The following is a 17,612-nucleotide window of genomic DNA, read 5'->3' as shown; positions in this document are numbered from 1 at the left end:
ATTTATGAGTTTTGCAACACCATCAAATTTATATAAAAGGTTAAGATTAATTTAATGTATGTAGCACAAAAAATATTTACTGTGTAATTTCTATACAATAAATATAGAGAAACCTATTTGGATATCTATAATAGGGATTTTAATATAGTTACTGTATCTCATACAAATCACGTCACTTTAAAAGGTGCATCTTTTAATACGAAAATAAGCAAGTTAATATTCTCTTATATGAATAAGAATATTAACTTGCTTTTTAGATTTTAGTATAATTTATTTATAGTTTTATTTTATTGCAAGCTTTATAATATGATATACAAATTTATCACCTACTATTAGGAAAAGAGAATATTTTATAATTAATTTACACCATAAATTTTGTCCATGTTTTAAACAATATGTATTTTGGAGGAGGTTAATTTGATTTTTTCAAAACTCATTGATCGGTACGCTTTATATGATTTACACAAAAAAAGAAGTGTAGCGTTTCAGTATACTTCCCTTTCTAACACTTCATTAAATATAAAGGACATAGAATCTTTTTATAAAGTAAAACCATCCTATATTCATTTTGACATTAAGCATTCAAAACAGGAAAAGGAATACATGGCTGGGCAATTCAAATATAAAAGCTCAGTTCAATCCGGTGATTCACGCAACGACTCTGTAACTGGGGAATTATTCTTACATAAAAATGAAAATGCACCTCATGTTATCTTTGTTCACGGTTGGAGAATGGATTCTAACGAACGTGTGAAAAGAATATTCCACGATCATATGACCAGCCTGAAGTGGAATATGTATTATTTCACTCTACCCTATCATTTTGAAAGAAAACCCGATCAATCCTTTTTCAGTGGAGAGTATATGGTAAGTGCAAATATTGAACGAACAGTACAAGCAACTAGACAAGCGGTAGCTGATTTACGAGCTTTGATTAAATGGATTAAAGCAAATAAAAATGGTCCCCTGATTCTAATAGGAATTAGTTTAGGTGGATTTATTACTAACTTAACCTCTCTTGTTGAAGAAGAAATTGATGTGTTAGCATCCATTTTCTATGCAAATCGACTCTCTTATTCAATTTGGAATACAACTCCAGGTAAATTTATTAGAGAAGACTTGGAACATCATGGTGTAACGTATGATGATTTAATAGATTATTGGAAAATCACTGAACCGAGTCAAGCATTACCAAAAGTAAAAAAAGAAAATATTTTATTAATTTCAGGTAAGCACGATCTATATGTGCATTCTGAGGATACAGACTACTTGTGGAAATCTTGGGAAAGGCCTACACGATATATTTATACATGTGGGCATGCCGGAATCGTTCTTAAACGTAAAAAAATTGCCGCTGATACTATTAATTTTATTCAGAATCGATTGAACTCCTCGCACTCATCCAATGTCGTGCCTTAAATAACGAGATTACTAAGCGCATAATCTTATACTTGTAATGTTTCATTTTAACCAATCACATATATAAATCATCGTCACGCTAATCCATACAAGATTAAAAAATGAAAGATCCCCTAATGAAACATTAAAAAGGGAAGAACCTTGATGAGCTCTTCCCTTTTTGTTTATTCTTTATTGAATTGTAATTTAATTACAGTATGTGAAATTATGCTATATTAATTTTAAAAACGAAGTGAAGGTTGTTTTCACTTCGCTTTTTTCATTTACAATCCTTATTAAATTTGCTCAATGCATTATTTATTTCCACATTCTTTGCTTTTATTTAATCGGTTTCTCTGTTTTTAAAACAAATGAACTTAATGCAGGAACTTTAATTTTATTGTCATGGACAACATAAAGTGGTTTACTTCCCGCCTGCTTCCCGTCTACTAGTACTTTCCAAGGCCCTTTCGATGGAAGTGTTATTTCAACCGCTTCTCTATTTGCATTGTGAGCCACCGTAAAGTATTCATTTTTATTCCCCTCTATTGTATAAGCTACCGTATTTTTCGGGGCACCTATAAATGAAACTTGTGTTTTTATTTGCGCTGCAGATGTCATTCGAAAAGCTGAGTACTTTTTGCGTAATTCTATTAAACCCTTCATATAATCTACTTCATTATTAAACGTTGCACGGCGCAGCCAATCCATCTGGTTAATTGAATCTGGAGATTTGTAACTATTATGATCACCGTATTTCGTCCGCATAAACTCTTGCCCTGCATGTAAGAATGGAATACCTTGTGATGTTAATAAAATCGAAGAAGACAATTTGTGCATTTGTTTTCGCACTTCTTCGTTATCACCTGAATTAGTCAACTCAAGTTTATCCCATAATGTATGATTGTCATGCGCTTCCACATAAGTTAGTACCTGTTCCGGATCTTGATAAGTAGACGAATTTGTATCGTAGTCAATACCTGCTGTAATGCCTTTTTTAATACGATCTTCCATGTTTTGCTTTCCATTTACAAATCCATTTTCTTTCTCCTCAAATACACTACCTTTCAATCCATCACGTATATCATCGTTGAAATGTGCAATCCCTTTCATTTTCTCCGCATTTTTTTGATTTGCTTTCAGCTCAGCTGCAAGAGGTGTATTTAAATCCCAGCCTTCTCCATGCAGTATAATAGAAGGGTCAATTTGATTAACAGCTTTACGTATTTCATTCATCGTTTCATAATCATGAATACCCATCAAATCAAAACGGAATCCATCTAAATTGTATTCTTTTGCCCAGTATGCTACAGAATCGATCATAAACTTCCTCATCATTTTTCTTTCTGAAGCAGTATCATTTCCTACACCGGTTCCATTTGCAAATGTTCCATCTTCATTGTAACGATAATAATAGCCTGGAACTAACTTATGGAAATTAGATTCAGCAGCGTTATACATATGGTTATATACTACATCCATTACCACACGAAGATTATTATCATGTAGTGTTTGAACCATTTGCTTTAATTCAGTTATTCGAACAGTTGGCTCATAAGGATTTGTAGAATAGGAGCCTTCTGGAACGTTGAAATTTTTAGGATCATATCCCCAGTTATATTGCGGTTCATTTAAAGTCTCTTCATTTACTGAAGCATAATCAAATATCGGTAAAAACTGAACGTGAGTAACACCTAGATCCTTTATATGATCAAGTCCTGTTTTTACACCTTCTGGCCCTTTTGTTCCTTTTTCTGTTACACCTAAATACTTCCCTTTCTGTTTAATACCACTTTCAGGTTGGATGGAAAGATCGCGTACATGTAATTCATAAATAATAGCATCTTCCGGATTTTTAAATTTTGGCTTTTTGTTTGCTTTCCATTTTTTCGGATTTGTTTCTTCTAAATTAACGACTGCACCTTTATCCCCATTTACAGAAGCAGCACGCACATATGGATCAACTGCTTCAGTCCACTTATCACCAATTTTGACCTTATACGTATAAAAGAGCCCTTTTTGGTTCCCTTTTAGTTCTGCTGTCCAAGTTCCCTTTTCACCTTGTTGCATGTTTATTTCAGTACCTATTTTATCGTTCCATTTTTTATATGTAACTAACTTCGCTTCACTTGCAGTAGGAGCCCATAAACGGAACTTTGTATGTTGCGCGGTATATGTATTCCCTAAATCGTTACCACTATAATAAAATAAATTATCAAATTCCTCGCTACGAATGACTTTACCAATTTCAGTATTCGTATCAGCTAAGTTTTCTATTTTAACTTTGTATGTTTGTTTTAAATCAATTTTCTGTTCCGTAATTATTTTAAACTTATTAGTAATATCTCCACTGTTTATATCATAAGGACTAATATTCTTAATTTTAATGCCTTCAATTTCAATTTTCTTTTCCCTAATATTAAATGGGACATTAGTCGTTACAGTAATTTCATGGAAACTATCAATAGTTGCTTTTTGAATTGAGAGATCTGAAGAAGGCTTAGAGTTATATACTTTTTCATCACCCGAAAGAATCCATACTTCAGCACGACCATCCTTTATATTTTCAATCCAACGATCTCCACCATCTTTTTCCCATTCATTTGTTCGAACTATAAATCCTACACGATTATAGTCACCGTCTATTTTTATCTTAGCGTATTTTCCAAATTCATCTTCACCAGTAAATTCATAAGATGTACCATTTGCATTTTGACCCCATAACCAAAGATTCCAGTCTTTTGTATTTCCAAGCTTCTCTTTGTAATGAATGATAACTTCAGTTGTTTTCGAATTTGAAACTGCCCTCACACCCTGAAAGGAGAAAACAGATGATAACATAACGATTAAAGTAAGTAATAAAACTGTTTTGTTAATTAATCTTTTTGTAATTTGCACCACATACACCCTTTCTTCAAATATTACTAGCGATTTATTATGCTTACACTGAATAACACTTCTTAAATTAATCTAGAAATCTCTTTTAATTCACCTCCATATTGGCTATTTTCACGTATGTATTTCAATGACCTTTTAATACGAAAACGTTTGCATTAATAGTTAAAAAAATAGATTTGTGTATGCCCTCATATATTTGTAAATGCTAAAAGGTCAGGGAAATCATTTTAAAGCAATCGTTTGTTATCGCTTTCATTTTATAGATTTTCTATCAAGAGGTCAATATATTATTAATTTTCTGTTTTTACACACTTTAAACCTTATTTATTTGTCGCAACTTCTTACAGATAACGCACCTAATTATTGCTTAGTCAGTTTATTTTCAACAATACATAGTTACGTAAAAAAACAGCTAATATCCTTAAAATGATATTAGCTGTTTTTCATAATGTATTAATATATGAATGATGACTATATTTCTAAATTACTTAATTTTTGCTGCATCAAATGCCTTTTGAACTGCTTGAACTTCAGCTGTATTCGCACCATATTTATTAGTTGCCACTCGAATACATGCTGATCTCAATTCTTTGAAATTAGAAGTCATGTTTAACTCATCAGTATTTGCATAATAGAAAATATCAAACATTTTATCTTCACCAATTCCTTTAACAGTTACTCCTTTATGAGTACCGCCTTTTGCAATGAGATACGCAACTTTATTAATAATACTTGAATTAAAATGAACACCGCCTTGATCCCATCCATTAAAATCGTTAAATTCACTGTAATCATCTGGATAAGGTACTCCTAGTGAAGATGGAACAGAAGCTGGGTTTTCCATATCACGGAAAACAGATCCTGTTTGTTCTCCCATTGTCCAGTTAAAGTTTCCATTATTTACGTATTTCTCAATAGATGTTCCCATAATATCAGATAGTGCCTCATTAATCGCACCAGATTCCCCGTAATATTCAAGATTAGATTCGCTAGAAGTAACAGCATGTGTAAATTCATGTCCAGCTACGTCATATGCTTTAACAATAGGATCACCATATACAAGCATACTTCCATTATTAGCACTTAATGCATTCTGCCAATTCTTCGGATCATTCGTCTCTTCAGAATCCCAAGCGTGTACAACTGAAACTACCTTTTGTCCCTTATTATCAAAGCTATTACGCTTGTATTTATCTTTATAAAAATCAAATACTTTTGTTGCTAAGTAATGAGCACTTACCGCTTTTGGATCGTTAAATGTTGCCGAAGTACTAGTCGCTAATGTACCAGGATAATAGCTTTCTTCTTTAGTAATATCTTTGTAATTCACATCATATGTTTCAATTCCTTGCCCTCTTGTATAATCAGCAAGAGCATATTTGCCATTACTTTGTTTAGAGATACCAAATGAACGAGAAATACCTAAATCATCTTTTCCTGTTCCGGTTAATGATGTAAGACTGCTTTGTTTACTTTTCTTTAAAGCTCCAACTAGTTTGTCACTGGCCTTTAAGTTAGATTCTTGTACCATATTTTTTAACATATCACCATTTTGTGCATTTACTAAATAAGTACCAGAAACATAGTTTGGTGTTGCAGCTTCAAATTTAACTTGGTATGCATTTTTAGCTTGTCCATTATTTTCATCAACAAAAATAACCTCTTTAACTTCTGGCTCAGTAATAAACTTGATATCGTTCCCGTACTTCGTATAAATAAATTGTTTTGCTTCATCTTTTGATAGATTAATAGTTTTTTTCAATTCTTCTTGTTTTAAATTTTGCGCGCTATCACCTGAAACACTTTTAATAACACCATTATTATCTACATGTGCAGTTAATTGATGGCCATATACTTCTTTTCCTTCGTATGTTTGCTGCATACGTATAAGTGTAGTTCCATCATACGAACCACGTTTTTGAAGGACTTTATAATCTACTCCTGCTTCTCCATTGACTTGTTTTTGGGACAGAGCTTGCTCTGTTTTCTCCTTAAGTGCATCCTTTACTACATTTTCTGGTGCCTTTTGTGACGGTTGTGTAAGTTCACCCGAACGGAACGATTCCTCCTGAATTTGAACTTGTAGCTGATCTGTTTCCTCTGCATGACCTACCCCATATGGTGCCACAGCTGTTAAAGCTAATCCTGTTGTTAATGCTACCTTAGTTAATGTCTTTGTGTTTTTCATTATTTCACCTCGTATAATTTTTGAAATAGAAAGCTTGTACAAAGTATACTGTCTATTTCTGTCGGAAAAAAGAGAAAATACACAATTTATGTAACATTATGCAAAATTACATAAATTGTGGTCAATATTATAAATAATGAACGGAACACATATGAACATTAATTTGAATAAAAAAGAGTCCTTTTAGGCGCTCATCCAATTGGTTAATTATTAATTATCTATATTCATTCTAATAAAAGTACACTTACATCTAAATAACAACATAAAAACCCACTCTTTACTATTGTAAGAGTGGGTTTAATGCTATTAAAATAACAATTACTATAAGAAACCTTATAATTTATATTTTTTTAGTAATCCTACTAAGTTTTTTGTAAAATTCACCTTTTGTTTTTATATGCTTAAACTGATTTGGATTAATATTTGCTTTTTGTGAGAGTGCTACAATCTCTTCTTTTGTAATTGAATCTTTCGTATTTATAGATGCTATATTTGTGTATTTTCCGTCTTCTGTTTTTGGAATTTCTAAAATCCCTTTATTCACAAGATCAACTACAGCCTTATGCTCTGAAGAATGTAAATCTACACCAGTAATTTTCCAATTATGCATAACTTTTGGTGTGTATACACCGTTCTTTACCTCTTTTAAATATGTAATAGCAAGGTTACGAATGGTTCCACCTGTTTCTCCGAATGCATTCTCTTGTTTAGATGACCAAATTTGTTCAAACTTACGCCCCTCTAAAGCTCCCCCTTTTGCCTGAAGAGCCTCCATTCTATATGCATTCATTCCCAGCGTCATAACATCGCTCGTTTTGATTGGTTTGTTTGTACGAATAGAGCGTAAATTTGTAATTCTGCTTCCGTATGGTTTTGTTAAGTCAATTTCGTATTTTACGCCTCCAAAGAAATCGTTCGTACTGTATTTAGATGCACGGCGGTTTTTATCAAAGCTAACGGTTACATCTCCGGCACGAGATGAGTTAAAATATCCTGCTGCCCATTCCATATAGTCTTTTAAATCTTTTCCAGAAATCTTATATACTGTAATTTCTCCCAAGGCATATTGGTAATTGTACGCAATATCTTTTTTCTTAATAGGACCTGTATCCAAACGGGCATAATCATTATCAATTTGATGGGCTACTACATCTGCTTTACTGTAGTAGAGCATGACTTCATGAAAGAAATCTGATAAAGGTGTTTCTTGAATCTGAACACTTGGAATACCCTTTATTTCATTTTCAGGAACAAGATTTCTACCCTTTAATTGAGCGACTACAACATTTGCATCTCCTCTCGCATATTCGTGAAAAGGTGTTAGTGATTCTTCAAGTGTAGGATCAGATAATATCGTTGTTCCATCAGCATTTTTTACAGGTATAGCGGTAGCAGTTTTATCTTTTAAAACCAACTTCCCATCTTGCTTTGTAAAAGTAAGATCAATACGTGAAATATGTGTTCCATATTTATCTGGCTCTGTAATAATTACGCCATTTACAACTTCTTTTTTTACAAGTTTATGCATGTGAGCCGCAAAAATAGCGCTTAGTTCCGGACAAGCATTTGCAATATCTTGAACACCAGTACCAGGGATACCATTCTCATTTTCTAATCCCATATGCATAACTCCTACCATTACATCTACTTTACCTTCTAATTCCTTAATTGCCTTTTTCGTCTCTTCTACCGGATTTTTCACCACTAAACCATCTAAGTGATCTGTCCCTTTTTCAAAATCACTAATCATTGGTGTATTCATACCAATAATCCCAACTCTAATTCCACCTTTTTCTACAATTGTATATGCAGGAAGAAAGCGCTCTCCATTTTCCTTATAAATATTACCTGCTAACGTTTTTCCCTTATATTGCTCACTAACTTTTTTCAATGTATCTAATCCAAAGTTGAATTCATGATTTCCAAATGCCCAGGCGTCATATCCCATTGTATTCATCGCTACCATCATTGGCGATTGTGGCTTATCGTTGAATAATTCTACTGAGTTTCCTTGAATTGTATCCCCGGCATCTACTAATATGGTATTTGGATTTTCTTGACGGACCTTCTTTATAACCGTATAAAGCTGCGTCAAACTTCCACTCATATTTGCTCCATCAAGTGCATAATCCCACGGCATAAATCTACCATGAATATCTGCAGTACCTAACAATGTAATATTAACTTCAGATTCCTCAGCCATAGAGATAAGTGGTTTGACTATGACTGCTGTTCCGAGCAGTAATAGAATTACAAAGTAACATACATAGTTCTTCCATTTCATTCTTTGCATAATAATAATATTTCTCCCCTTTTTGTACTTTCGTAAAGTTGTTTGAACTTTAAAAATGTAACTTATTATTCGGGAAACTTCAACTACAAAAAATAATTTTGAAGGTGGTTCTGTTGCAAAAATAAAGAGAATAAATTGCATACATCCCCTAACAGAATTGTATTTTATCGTTTCCTGACAGAATACCCCTTCCTTAAGGGTGTGAAGTGTACTTTCAAAATAAGGACATATCATTCATCATCATTTCTATTTATTAAAACGGGCATATACAATATGTTATGATGATTAATTTTTTGAATTTCGTTGCTGATTTATTTCCTTCTAAATAAAAACACTTTCAAAAAAAATAACCCCGCTCTTCATTTAAGACGGGGTTACACTTATACAGAAAATCGGGTAGTTTCATATTTTCTTAAGTTTATTGGTTACTTTCAACTAATTTCATTCTACTTTTGTTTTCTTCTGAATCAATATGAATCAACCGTTTTCCCTGTTTATAATACGTATCAATAAATAGGGGGGATTTTTACTTTTCAATTTCACATAGCAATTTTATTTCTTTAATTTGTTCTATATGACGCTGTTCATGCAGATAGATCAGTTCTATCCACTGATCAAGGTGTAATTCTCCAAGAGCTGGATGCATCACTGATTTTTTCGCTAATATAGATTCATCTTCTATTGTACTCAGGAAATGCATCAATTCTTTTCTTGATTTGCTTAGCATATTGAGCATTTGCTGCACTTCAAATGGTTCTATACTTGGTTCAATCATTTCTGGAGCTATAAACTTTTTCGTTCTATCTAATAAAATAGTGTGAATTTCTTTACGCTCATTTTGGGTACTATCTAACTTTTTTAATCCTGACGAAATAACTGTTATAACTCTCTCATCTAATAAAACTAAATGATGACAAACTTGTGCAATACTCCATTTATCCTTATCTGGTTTCCTATTAAATTGAGCATCACTTAACAAAGTAATTTCCTCAACTAATTGATTTCTCGTTTCATAAAACCTGTCATTTACAAATGTATCCATGTGGATTCTCCTTTCATTGCAACCTACATACTTAAATTCCTACGCTAGAAATATTATCTTCGAAAAAAGATTTTCCTTCACTACTATGCCAATCAAATCTTTTCTTGCTTTTTTATAAATTATCAAGTTTCATTTTAAAGCCACAAATATAGTTATTTGTTTTTTGTATATTTTTAATTGGCACAAATAAATCAACCTTTAACTTTCCTTCTATATTTTCAGCAACATTATTTAAGCAAAACTCTAAATTATCTCTATCATAATCTGCATCATACTCACTATTTGGTAGCCACTCTGCATACATGTATTGATACGCTTCACTTAATTTATGAGGTTCATCATAAAATTGGTATAGACCATAGTTACCTCCATCTAACCTTTTAAATTGCACATCATGATACTTTTCTTTATCGAAGTTTTCAGGAATCGTAACACATGCATCATGACGGCACTTATGACTTGCAACAAGTTCAGGATTATCTAATGATATTCCGATAAATGATTGCTCTGGTGGATACAGTTTATTTTCAATTGACCAGTTCAGTAACTTTCCCCAGTGATTTTGCGGTTCAAAGTAGCTACCAGTTCGTCTTATATACGCTACTTCTAATGGTGGTAATTTTTTTATAACAACTTTCATTTACATCTTCTCCCCTATAAATACGTACACTGTTTATTTAGCTTTCTTTAATATTTATTCCTTCTTAAACAAAAAGAATTTTCTAATCACATAAAGTGAAACTTTAATCAGCGATGGTTTTGTTCATCCCCACTGATTATTAGTTGAACCAATCGGGCTACCAGTTAATGCGGGATAAACTTTAATTGATAACATGTATAACAATCTTGAATAATAATGTCCTATCAATTTATCATTAAATAAATGTAAAAAATGACTCTATTTATTCATTTTTAATGCGTATGTATGTACATTTGTTAATTTATTCGATATATTATGGGTATTGAATGATTACGTAAAGTGTAAAGGTCGCTTATATAACACCTTATATTTTTATATCCGTGAAAACTACAAAGTGTATGAAAATCCATTTGTCAAATGAATTTAGTGCGGAAGGAGGTTTGTGGTTACTTCATAGGGTATAATAATCAGTTTTTTACTGATAAAAATATAGGAGGCGACATAATGTTTCGTACGATTTCAAATTTCATGAGAGTAGCTGAGATAAGAAGGAAAATCCTTTTTACACTAGCGATGTTAATCGTTTTTCGAATTGGCACGTTTATTCCAGTTCCTCATACTAACGCAGAGGTATTAAAAGTACAAGATCAAGCTAACGTTCTAGGTATGTTAAACGTATTTGGTGGAGGAGCGCTGCAACATTTCTCAATCTTTGCTGTAGGTATTACACCATATATTACAGCTTCCATCATAGTACAATTACTACAAATGGATGTTATACCTAAGTTTTCGGAATGGGCAAAGCAAGGAGAAATGGGCCGTAAGAAATCAGCTCAATTCACTCGATACTTTACAATCATTCTCGCATTCATACAGGCCATCGGAATGTCTTATGGCTTTAATAATATAGCAGGTGGACAATTAATAACAGATCAAAGCTGGACTACATACTTATTTATTGCGACAGTTTTAACTGCAGGTACTGCATTTTTACTTTGGTTAGGCGAACAAATTACCGCTAACGGAGTTGGTAATGGTATTTCGATGATTATCTTCGCAGGTCTCGTTGCCGCGATTCCAAATGTTGCAAATCAAATTTATTTACAACAATTCCAAAATGCTGGCGATCAGCTATTCATGCACATAATAAAAATTGTTTTAATTGGACTCGTAATTTTAGCGATAGTTGTTGGCGTTATTTACATTCAACAAGCTGTACGTAAAATACCGATCCAATATGCAAAAGCTGTTTCAGGAAACAATCAATATCAAGGAGCAAAAAACACTCATTTACCGCTTAAAGTAAATAGTGCTGGTGTTATACCAGTTATCTTTGCTTCTGCATTTTTAATGACGCCGCGTACAATTGCGCAGCTCTTCCCTGATTCAAGCGTATCAAAATGGTTAGTTGTAAATCTTGATTTCGCACATCCAATTGGAATGACACTTTATGTCGGTCTTATTGTTGCTTTCACATACTTCTACGCATTTATTCAAGTAAATCCTGAACAAATGGCTGAGAATTTGAAAAAGCAAAATGGATATGTTCCTGGTATTCGTCCTGGTAAAGCAACTGAACAATATGTAACTAAAATTTTATACCGTTTAACATTTATCGGTGCAATTTTCTTAGGTGCAATTTCTATATTACCGCTCGTATTCACGAAAATTGCTACGTTACCACCTTCTGCTCAAATTGGTGGTACAAGCTTACTTATCATTGTCGGTGTAGCACTAGAAACCATGAAGACTTTAGAAAGCCAGCTTGTAAAACGTCATTATAAAGGCTTTATTAAAAAAGTGAATTAATTATCAAAAACACAGTGGGTTATTTTTCCAACTGTGTTTTTGATTTTATCATTCCTGTAATATACAGGGCTGTTGCTTTATTAAACTACATCTCCTTCTCTAATAACCGCCCTTTTTTGAAATAAGTCCGTAGTGTTGAACGATTGGCCAAAAATACACCAATCAATATAAAACAAGCCCCCATTCCCATTGTAGGATTTAAAGGTTCTCCTAAAATGATATATCCCACAATTATTGCAATTAATGGTGATACGTATAACCACGTCGATGGAAATACTGGATTTGTTTTTGATAAGAGCCAGTAATATAATCCGTGTCCACCGATCGATCCGATAAATATGAGATATAAAATAGGCCATTGTACACTCCATGAAGTTAATACAGTTACATTTGGTTGTTCTACAATAATAGATGCGATTAGTAGTAAAATCCCTCCATAAAACATTTGAATTCCGTTAATAAGAAATGGTGATACATTTGATAAATCTGAAAGTATTTCTTTCGAACGAATAGAGCCTATTCCGTAAAATAACTCTCCTATAACTAAAACAATACAAGCAATACTCCATATGAAACTTACTTGTTGATGCATTCCTGGTAAAGAAACAAATATAACACCTATTAGTGCAATAACTAAAGCAACGAGTTGTTCCTTTTGTAATTTCTCCCTATTCCTCTTTGCTTGTATTAATAAAATCATCATTGGTCCCGTAGCAGACAGAACAGCAGCTAATCCCGAAGAAATATATTGTTCTGACCAATATAAACTTGCGAATGTCATAAATGTTAAACAAAATCCAGCATACATAATGCGTTTTGAAAATATATGTGGCATAATTTCTTTTCGCTTTAATTTAAAAATAATCATAAGGATTATACCCGCTAAAAAGAAGCGAATTCCTGCTGAAAACAACGGTGGCGCCCCTGCTTCAATTCCAATTTTTATCGTTAAAAATGTTGTCCCGAAAATAATACATACTAAAATGTAATTAAAAATGACCATTTTTCTTCCTCCTTTTTACACTTAAAATGAGTATAGAGGGTATGGTCTATAACAGTGTATCGGTACATATAACAGTTACTTCAAGTTGTAGTTGATTCCCTATATATTTTTCGCTTTAATTAAATTAAAAAGAAAAATAGGTGAATCTATGAAGATTGTATTGCGTAAAGAATCAAACATACCGTATTACAAGCAAATATATATGCAAATTGTTGAAAGAGTACAAAGTGGTATGCTTTCACATGGTGAATCCCTTCCTTCTTTACGTTGTATGGCCACAGATTTACAAATCAATGTATTAACTGTTCGTAAAGCTTATAAACAGTTAGAAACGAAAGGATATATACGCATCGAACAAGGAAAAGGTGCTTACATATATAAACGTGTAAAGAAAGATTTCAAACCGATACCGTATAAATGGCAACAATCAAGATCTATTAATGTTATGCGTTCTCAATATGTAATGAATAAACACCGTAAATATTATGATTTTTCACAAGCCATTCTGTATCCCCGTCTGTTACCAAATCCATTTTTGGCAGACGAAATGCATAAATTGCTGGATAAAAATCCGATGTTGTTAGCAACTTACGGGCCCGTTCAAGGCGATTATGAGCTGCGAGTTGAAATAGCAAATTACTTAAATGAACACCAGAAATTAGTGACGGACCCATCTCAATTATTAATTACAAGCGGAGCACAACAAGGAATTGATTTAATTGCTCAAACATTATTAAAACCTGGAGATACTGTATTAGTAGAAAGTCCATGTTACAGTGCCGCGCTTGATGTTTTCATCAATAAAGGTGTTCAAATCATTCCTGTTCCTCTTGATAATCATGGAGTTCGCTCCGACTTAATTGATGATATTTGTCAAAGTAAAAATCCCGTTTTATTGTATACGAATCCGACCTTCCAAAACCCGACAGGTACAGTAATGAGTAAAGAACGAAGAATGGAACTTATAGAACTAGCGGAGCTATATCAATTTTTTATCATTGAAGATGATTCTTTCGGAGAAATATATTTTGAGGATGCTATAGTCCCGCCCCCAATCAAAAGTTTTGATAAAGATGGCCACGTAATATATATAAAAGGATTTAGTAAAACGTTAGCACCAGGACTGCGTATCGCAGCACTTATTGCCGATGGCCCTATTTTTGAATGGCTATATGCAGTGAAAGGTTCAATGGATATCGGTAGTCCTTTATTAACACAAAAGGCACTTCTACCGTTTTTACGTGCGGAACGTATGAAAAATCATTTAGAAAAATTACGAACAGCTTTACAAATGAGACGTGATTTAACAATTGATATATTATCGCCATTAAAAGAACTAAACTTTGAAATACCAAATGGCGGTTTTAATTTATGGGTGACACTGCCTGATTCGATAGATCCCTTTACCTTATTACAAAAAGCAAATGAAGTAGATGTCTCTTTTTTACCAGGAACAGCTTGTCTATTAAATTACGAAACAAATGATAACCAATTAAGAATTAGCTATTCAATGTTAAACGAGAAAGATATGGCGATTGGATTAGAGAAATTACATGATACAATACGAAACAGTATAGGTTAGAAGTACTATCACAATGGCCAACAATAAATAATATCCAAAAATGAAAATGTGTAGTATGGGATATTATTTATTGTTGAGCTTTTTCGTTATTCAAATCTAGTTACTCTATAAGCTGTAATCTTCATTATCATTCCACTTTAACTACAATCTTTCCTCTAACATGTTGTCCTTCACTCAAAATATGAGCTTCTCGAACTCCTGCTTCATTAAATGGCACCACTTTACTTATGATGGGTTTGATTTTTCCGTTTACAATTAAAGCTGATAATTCTTCTAATTGTTTTCCATTTGGTTTTAGCCATAAAAATCCTGATTTTATTCCTTCTACTTTTTGTAGTGGTTCATGAACAATGGAAACTAGAACACCACAAGGTTTAATAATTCGAAAACTTTTTTCTTGCACTTCGCCACCTATTGTATCTAACACAATATCAAAATCTGATACTAGTTCTTCAAATTTATCTTTTTTATAATCAATAACGAGATCCGCTCCTAAAGACTGTAAAAATTCTTTATTTTTACTACTAGCAGTCGTTGCAACAAAAGCTCCAAATGATTTTGCGATTTGGATTGCCAAACTTCCAACGCCACCAGCTCCAGCATGAATGAATACACGGTCATTTTCTTTTATTTTTGCGTAATCTACAAGACTTTGCCACGCTGTAAGTCCTGCAAGAGGAATAGAAGCTGCTTCTTCGTAACTAATATTATTAGGCATATGTGATACTAAATCTAATTGTACTGCAATGAATTCAGCATAAGAGCCGCTTCCTATATTTTCAGGTTTCGTAAACACTCTATCTCCTATATTGAAACACTCTACATCTTCTCCAACTTCTTCAATAACTCCAGCTACATCTAATCCTAAAGTGATTGGAAATGAAAAGCGTAACTGTTCTTGTAAGTCACCTTTTCTTATTTTCCAATCAACTGGATTAACAGATGTTGCATGAATACGTATTAATACCTCATTATTCTTAACAACCGGTTTTAAAACTTGTCTTTCTTTTAATTCTTCAACACTGCCATATCGATCAATAACAATTGCTTTCATTTCCTCTCCTCCTTGCTGTTTATTTTAATAACATACAATTATTTCTCAAAATTTTTTGCCTTGAATTACCATATACTTATTTTTGGGGGTAATTATGCATGAATCGTTGTGAATTCAAAAATGAATCTTACACACACCTTAGAATCATTCAAAATTGTATTTTTAATTAAATTCAAAAGAAATGGAGTGAACTCTATGAGTGAAAAGATATTTAAAATAAACGGTATTGATATATGTACAGAAAGCTTCGGTAACTCTAATGATCCCGCTATTTTATTAATTATGGGAGCTACTTGTTCAATGATATATTGGGATGAAGAATTTTGTGAACAGTTGGCGAACACAGGGAAATTTGTTATTCGCTTTGATAACCGTGATGTTGGACGCTCTGTTACATATGAACCTGGCACTTCAAATTATTCAGTAACAGATATGGCTGAAGATGCAATCGGGGTATTAGACGCTTATCATATTGATAAAGTCCATCTTTTTGGTATGTCATTAGGTGGTATGATTGCTCAAATTGCAGCTGTAAAACATCCCGAAAGAATTTTGACGCTAACTTTACTAGCGACTAGTGTAATAGGATCTGATGACAATACTCGCGATTTACCCCCAATGGATGAAAGGATTTTAACACATCATGTAAATGGCACAAGTATAGATTGGACAAATAAAAATGATGTGGCAGAGTATTTAGTTTCAGGATCTCGTCTATTATGTGGATCAGAACGAATATTTGATGAAAATAGAGTTTATACACAAGTAAAACAAGAAATAGAACGCGCAAACAATTTATTAAGTATGTTTAATCACGCTTTACTTCAAGGTGATGATGCATATGAAGGTGTACTTCACTCCATACAAGCACCAACATTGGTTATTCACGGAACAGACGATACAGCACTCCCACTTGAACATGGCCTCGCACTAATTGATGAAATTCCAAACTCAGTACTATTAACTCTTAAAGGGGCAGGTCATGAAAATCATCCAAATGATTGGGAAAGCATAATTACTGCCGTTTCTAAACATACATCTGAAATTTAGACAAACAAATAATTAACAGAAGGGGCACAAATTGTATTGTGCCCCTTCCATTTACAAACAAAACCCCATCACTGTATTCGTATGTATAGTGATGGGGACTTCTTATATTTTTCTATGTTTAAAAAAATGGACAATCTAATTGATCAACAGATTCCCATAATTTTTTTTTTGCATTTTCGGTGGATGTATTTGCTTCTAGTGTCATGTTTTTAAAAGGGTTTACTTCGACTTTTAATAAGGATGAAGGCTCCACATATAATGAGAAAACATGGCTGCTTGGTAAAGCTTTTGAAACGTCAATATCTCCTACTTGTTTAAATAGTTGCTGCGCAGCAAAAAAGAAGAAATTAGTTGGATTTGATTGTTTATTCAGCCACGCAAGCATTTCAGGTGATACCGATTTATGAATATTGATTTTTACTCGATCACCACGTTTATATCGCCTAGATCGCATACTTCCACCAACTAACTTATCGTTAAGTTTGTAAATCCTAACTCTTTTTGCTTATGCTCTCTATATTTTGGCGAACAAGTATAAACTAATAATCCTCGTGCATTTGTAAATAACGGATTATCTACAAAGATTACATTTTTGAGTCGTCCTTTTTGCTTTAAAATCATTTTTAAACTGTTTTTAATAATTACTGCGCCCCCG

At 33.0% G+C, this 17,612-nt stretch carries 12 protein-coding genes and 1 pseudogene; 4 read left to right on the top strand and 9 right to left on the bottom strand.

Annotated elements, in window-relative coordinates:
* Positions 1–417: 417 nt before the first annotated feature.
* Complete coding sequence (locus RT27_RS31550) at positions 418–1,419, top strand: alpha/beta hydrolase family protein (protein ID WP_043939241.1); 1,002 nt, start codon at positions 418–420, stop codon at positions 1,417–1,419.
* Positions 1,420–1,737: 318 nt separating this feature from the next.
* Here the strand turns inward: RT27_RS31550 and pulA are convergent, their stop codons facing one another.
* The 5 genes from pulA to RT27_RS31525 all read right to left on the bottom strand — a co-directional run bounded on the left by pulA (position 1,738) and on the right by RT27_RS31525 (position 10,459).
* Entirely contained in the window at positions 1,738–4,296 is a 2,559-nt protein-coding gene (pulA, locus tag RT27_RS31545) for a type I pullulanase (RefSeq protein WP_043939239.1), read from the bottom strand.
* A 484-nt stretch (positions 4,297–4,780) separates the two neighbouring features.
* Positions 4,781–6,484 (bottom strand): M4 family metallopeptidase, encoded by a 1,704-nt coding sequence (locus tag RT27_RS31540; protein ID WP_043939237.1) that lies wholly within the window; start codon positions 6,482–6,484, stop codon positions 4,781–4,783.
* A gap of 340 nt (positions 6,485–6,824) precedes the next feature.
* Positions 6,825–8,777, bottom strand: coding sequence for a 5'-nucleotidase C-terminal domain-containing protein (locus RT27_RS31535; protein ID WP_043939243.1), 1,953 nt, complete (start codon positions 8,775–8,777; stop codon positions 6,825–6,827).
* A gap of 526 nt (positions 8,778–9,303) precedes the next feature.
* On the bottom strand, positions 9,304–9,819 hold the full coding sequence (locus RT27_RS31530; RefSeq protein ID WP_029442506.1) for a DinB family protein: 516 nt from the start codon (positions 9,817–9,819) through the stop codon (positions 9,304–9,306).
* Positions 9,820–9,931: 112 nt separating this feature from the next.
* Positions 9,932–10,459: a GyrI-like domain-containing protein gene (locus RT27_RS31525; RefSeq protein ID WP_043939235.1), complete on the bottom strand. Its 528-nt coding sequence runs from the start codon at positions 10,457–10,459 to the stop codon at positions 9,932–9,934.
* Between the two features lie 504 nt (positions 10,460–10,963).
* Between RT27_RS31525 and secY the strand changes: the two genes are divergently transcribed.
* Positions 10,964–12,268, top strand: a complete 1,305-nt coding sequence (gene secY / locus RT27_RS31520) for a preprotein translocase subunit SecY (protein ID WP_043939233.1) — start codon at positions 10,964–10,966, stop codon at positions 12,266–12,268.
* 85 nt (positions 12,269–12,353) lie between these two features.
* Here the strand turns inward: secY and RT27_RS31515 are convergent, their stop codons facing one another.
* Positions 12,354–13,271, bottom strand: coding sequence for an EamA family transporter (locus RT27_RS31515; RefSeq protein WP_029442509.1), 918 nt, complete (start codon positions 13,269–13,271; stop codon positions 12,354–12,356).
* Between the two features lie 148 nt (positions 13,272–13,419).
* Between RT27_RS31515 and RT27_RS31510 the strand changes: the two genes are divergently transcribed.
* Positions 13,420–14,853: a PLP-dependent aminotransferase family protein gene (locus RT27_RS31510; RefSeq protein ID WP_043939231.1), complete on the top strand. Its 1,434-nt coding sequence runs from the start codon at positions 13,420–13,422 to the stop codon at positions 14,851–14,853.
* Between the two features lie 127 nt (positions 14,854–14,980).
* Here the strand turns inward: RT27_RS31510 and RT27_RS31505 are convergent, their stop codons facing one another.
* Positions 14,981–15,907 (bottom strand): NADP-dependent oxidoreductase, encoded by a 927-nt coding sequence (locus RT27_RS31505; protein WP_043939228.1) that lies wholly within the window; start codon positions 15,905–15,907, stop codon positions 14,981–14,983.
* A 195-nt stretch (positions 15,908–16,102) separates the two neighbouring features.
* On the opposite strand from RT27_RS31505, the gene RT27_RS31500 reads away from it, so the two are divergent.
* Positions 16,103–16,957 (top strand): alpha/beta hydrolase, encoded by an 855-nt coding sequence (locus RT27_RS31500; protein ID WP_043939227.1) that lies wholly within the window; start codon positions 16,103–16,105, stop codon positions 16,955–16,957.
* A 118-nt stretch (positions 16,958–17,075) separates the two neighbouring features.
* On the opposite strand, the gene RT27_RS31495 is transcribed toward RT27_RS31500, so the two are convergent.
* On the bottom strand, positions 17,076–17,411 hold the full coding sequence (locus tag RT27_RS31495; RefSeq protein ID WP_001257761.1) for a hypothetical protein: 336 nt from the start codon (positions 17,409–17,411) through the stop codon (positions 17,076–17,078).
* Positions 17,412–17,422: 11 nt separating this feature from the next.
* Positions 17,423–17,612 (bottom strand): annotated as a pseudogene (locus tag RT27_RS31490) (peptide ABC transporter substrate-binding protein); the annotation flags it as partial.

Origin of the sequence: Bacillus sp. L_1B0_5 (assembly GCF_000836715.1) — a bacterium.
GTDB lineage: Bacteria > Bacillota > Bacilli > Bacillales > Bacillaceae_G > Bacillus_A > Bacillus_A thuringiensis_S.
This window is presented reverse-complemented; position numbering and strand designations above follow the sequence as displayed.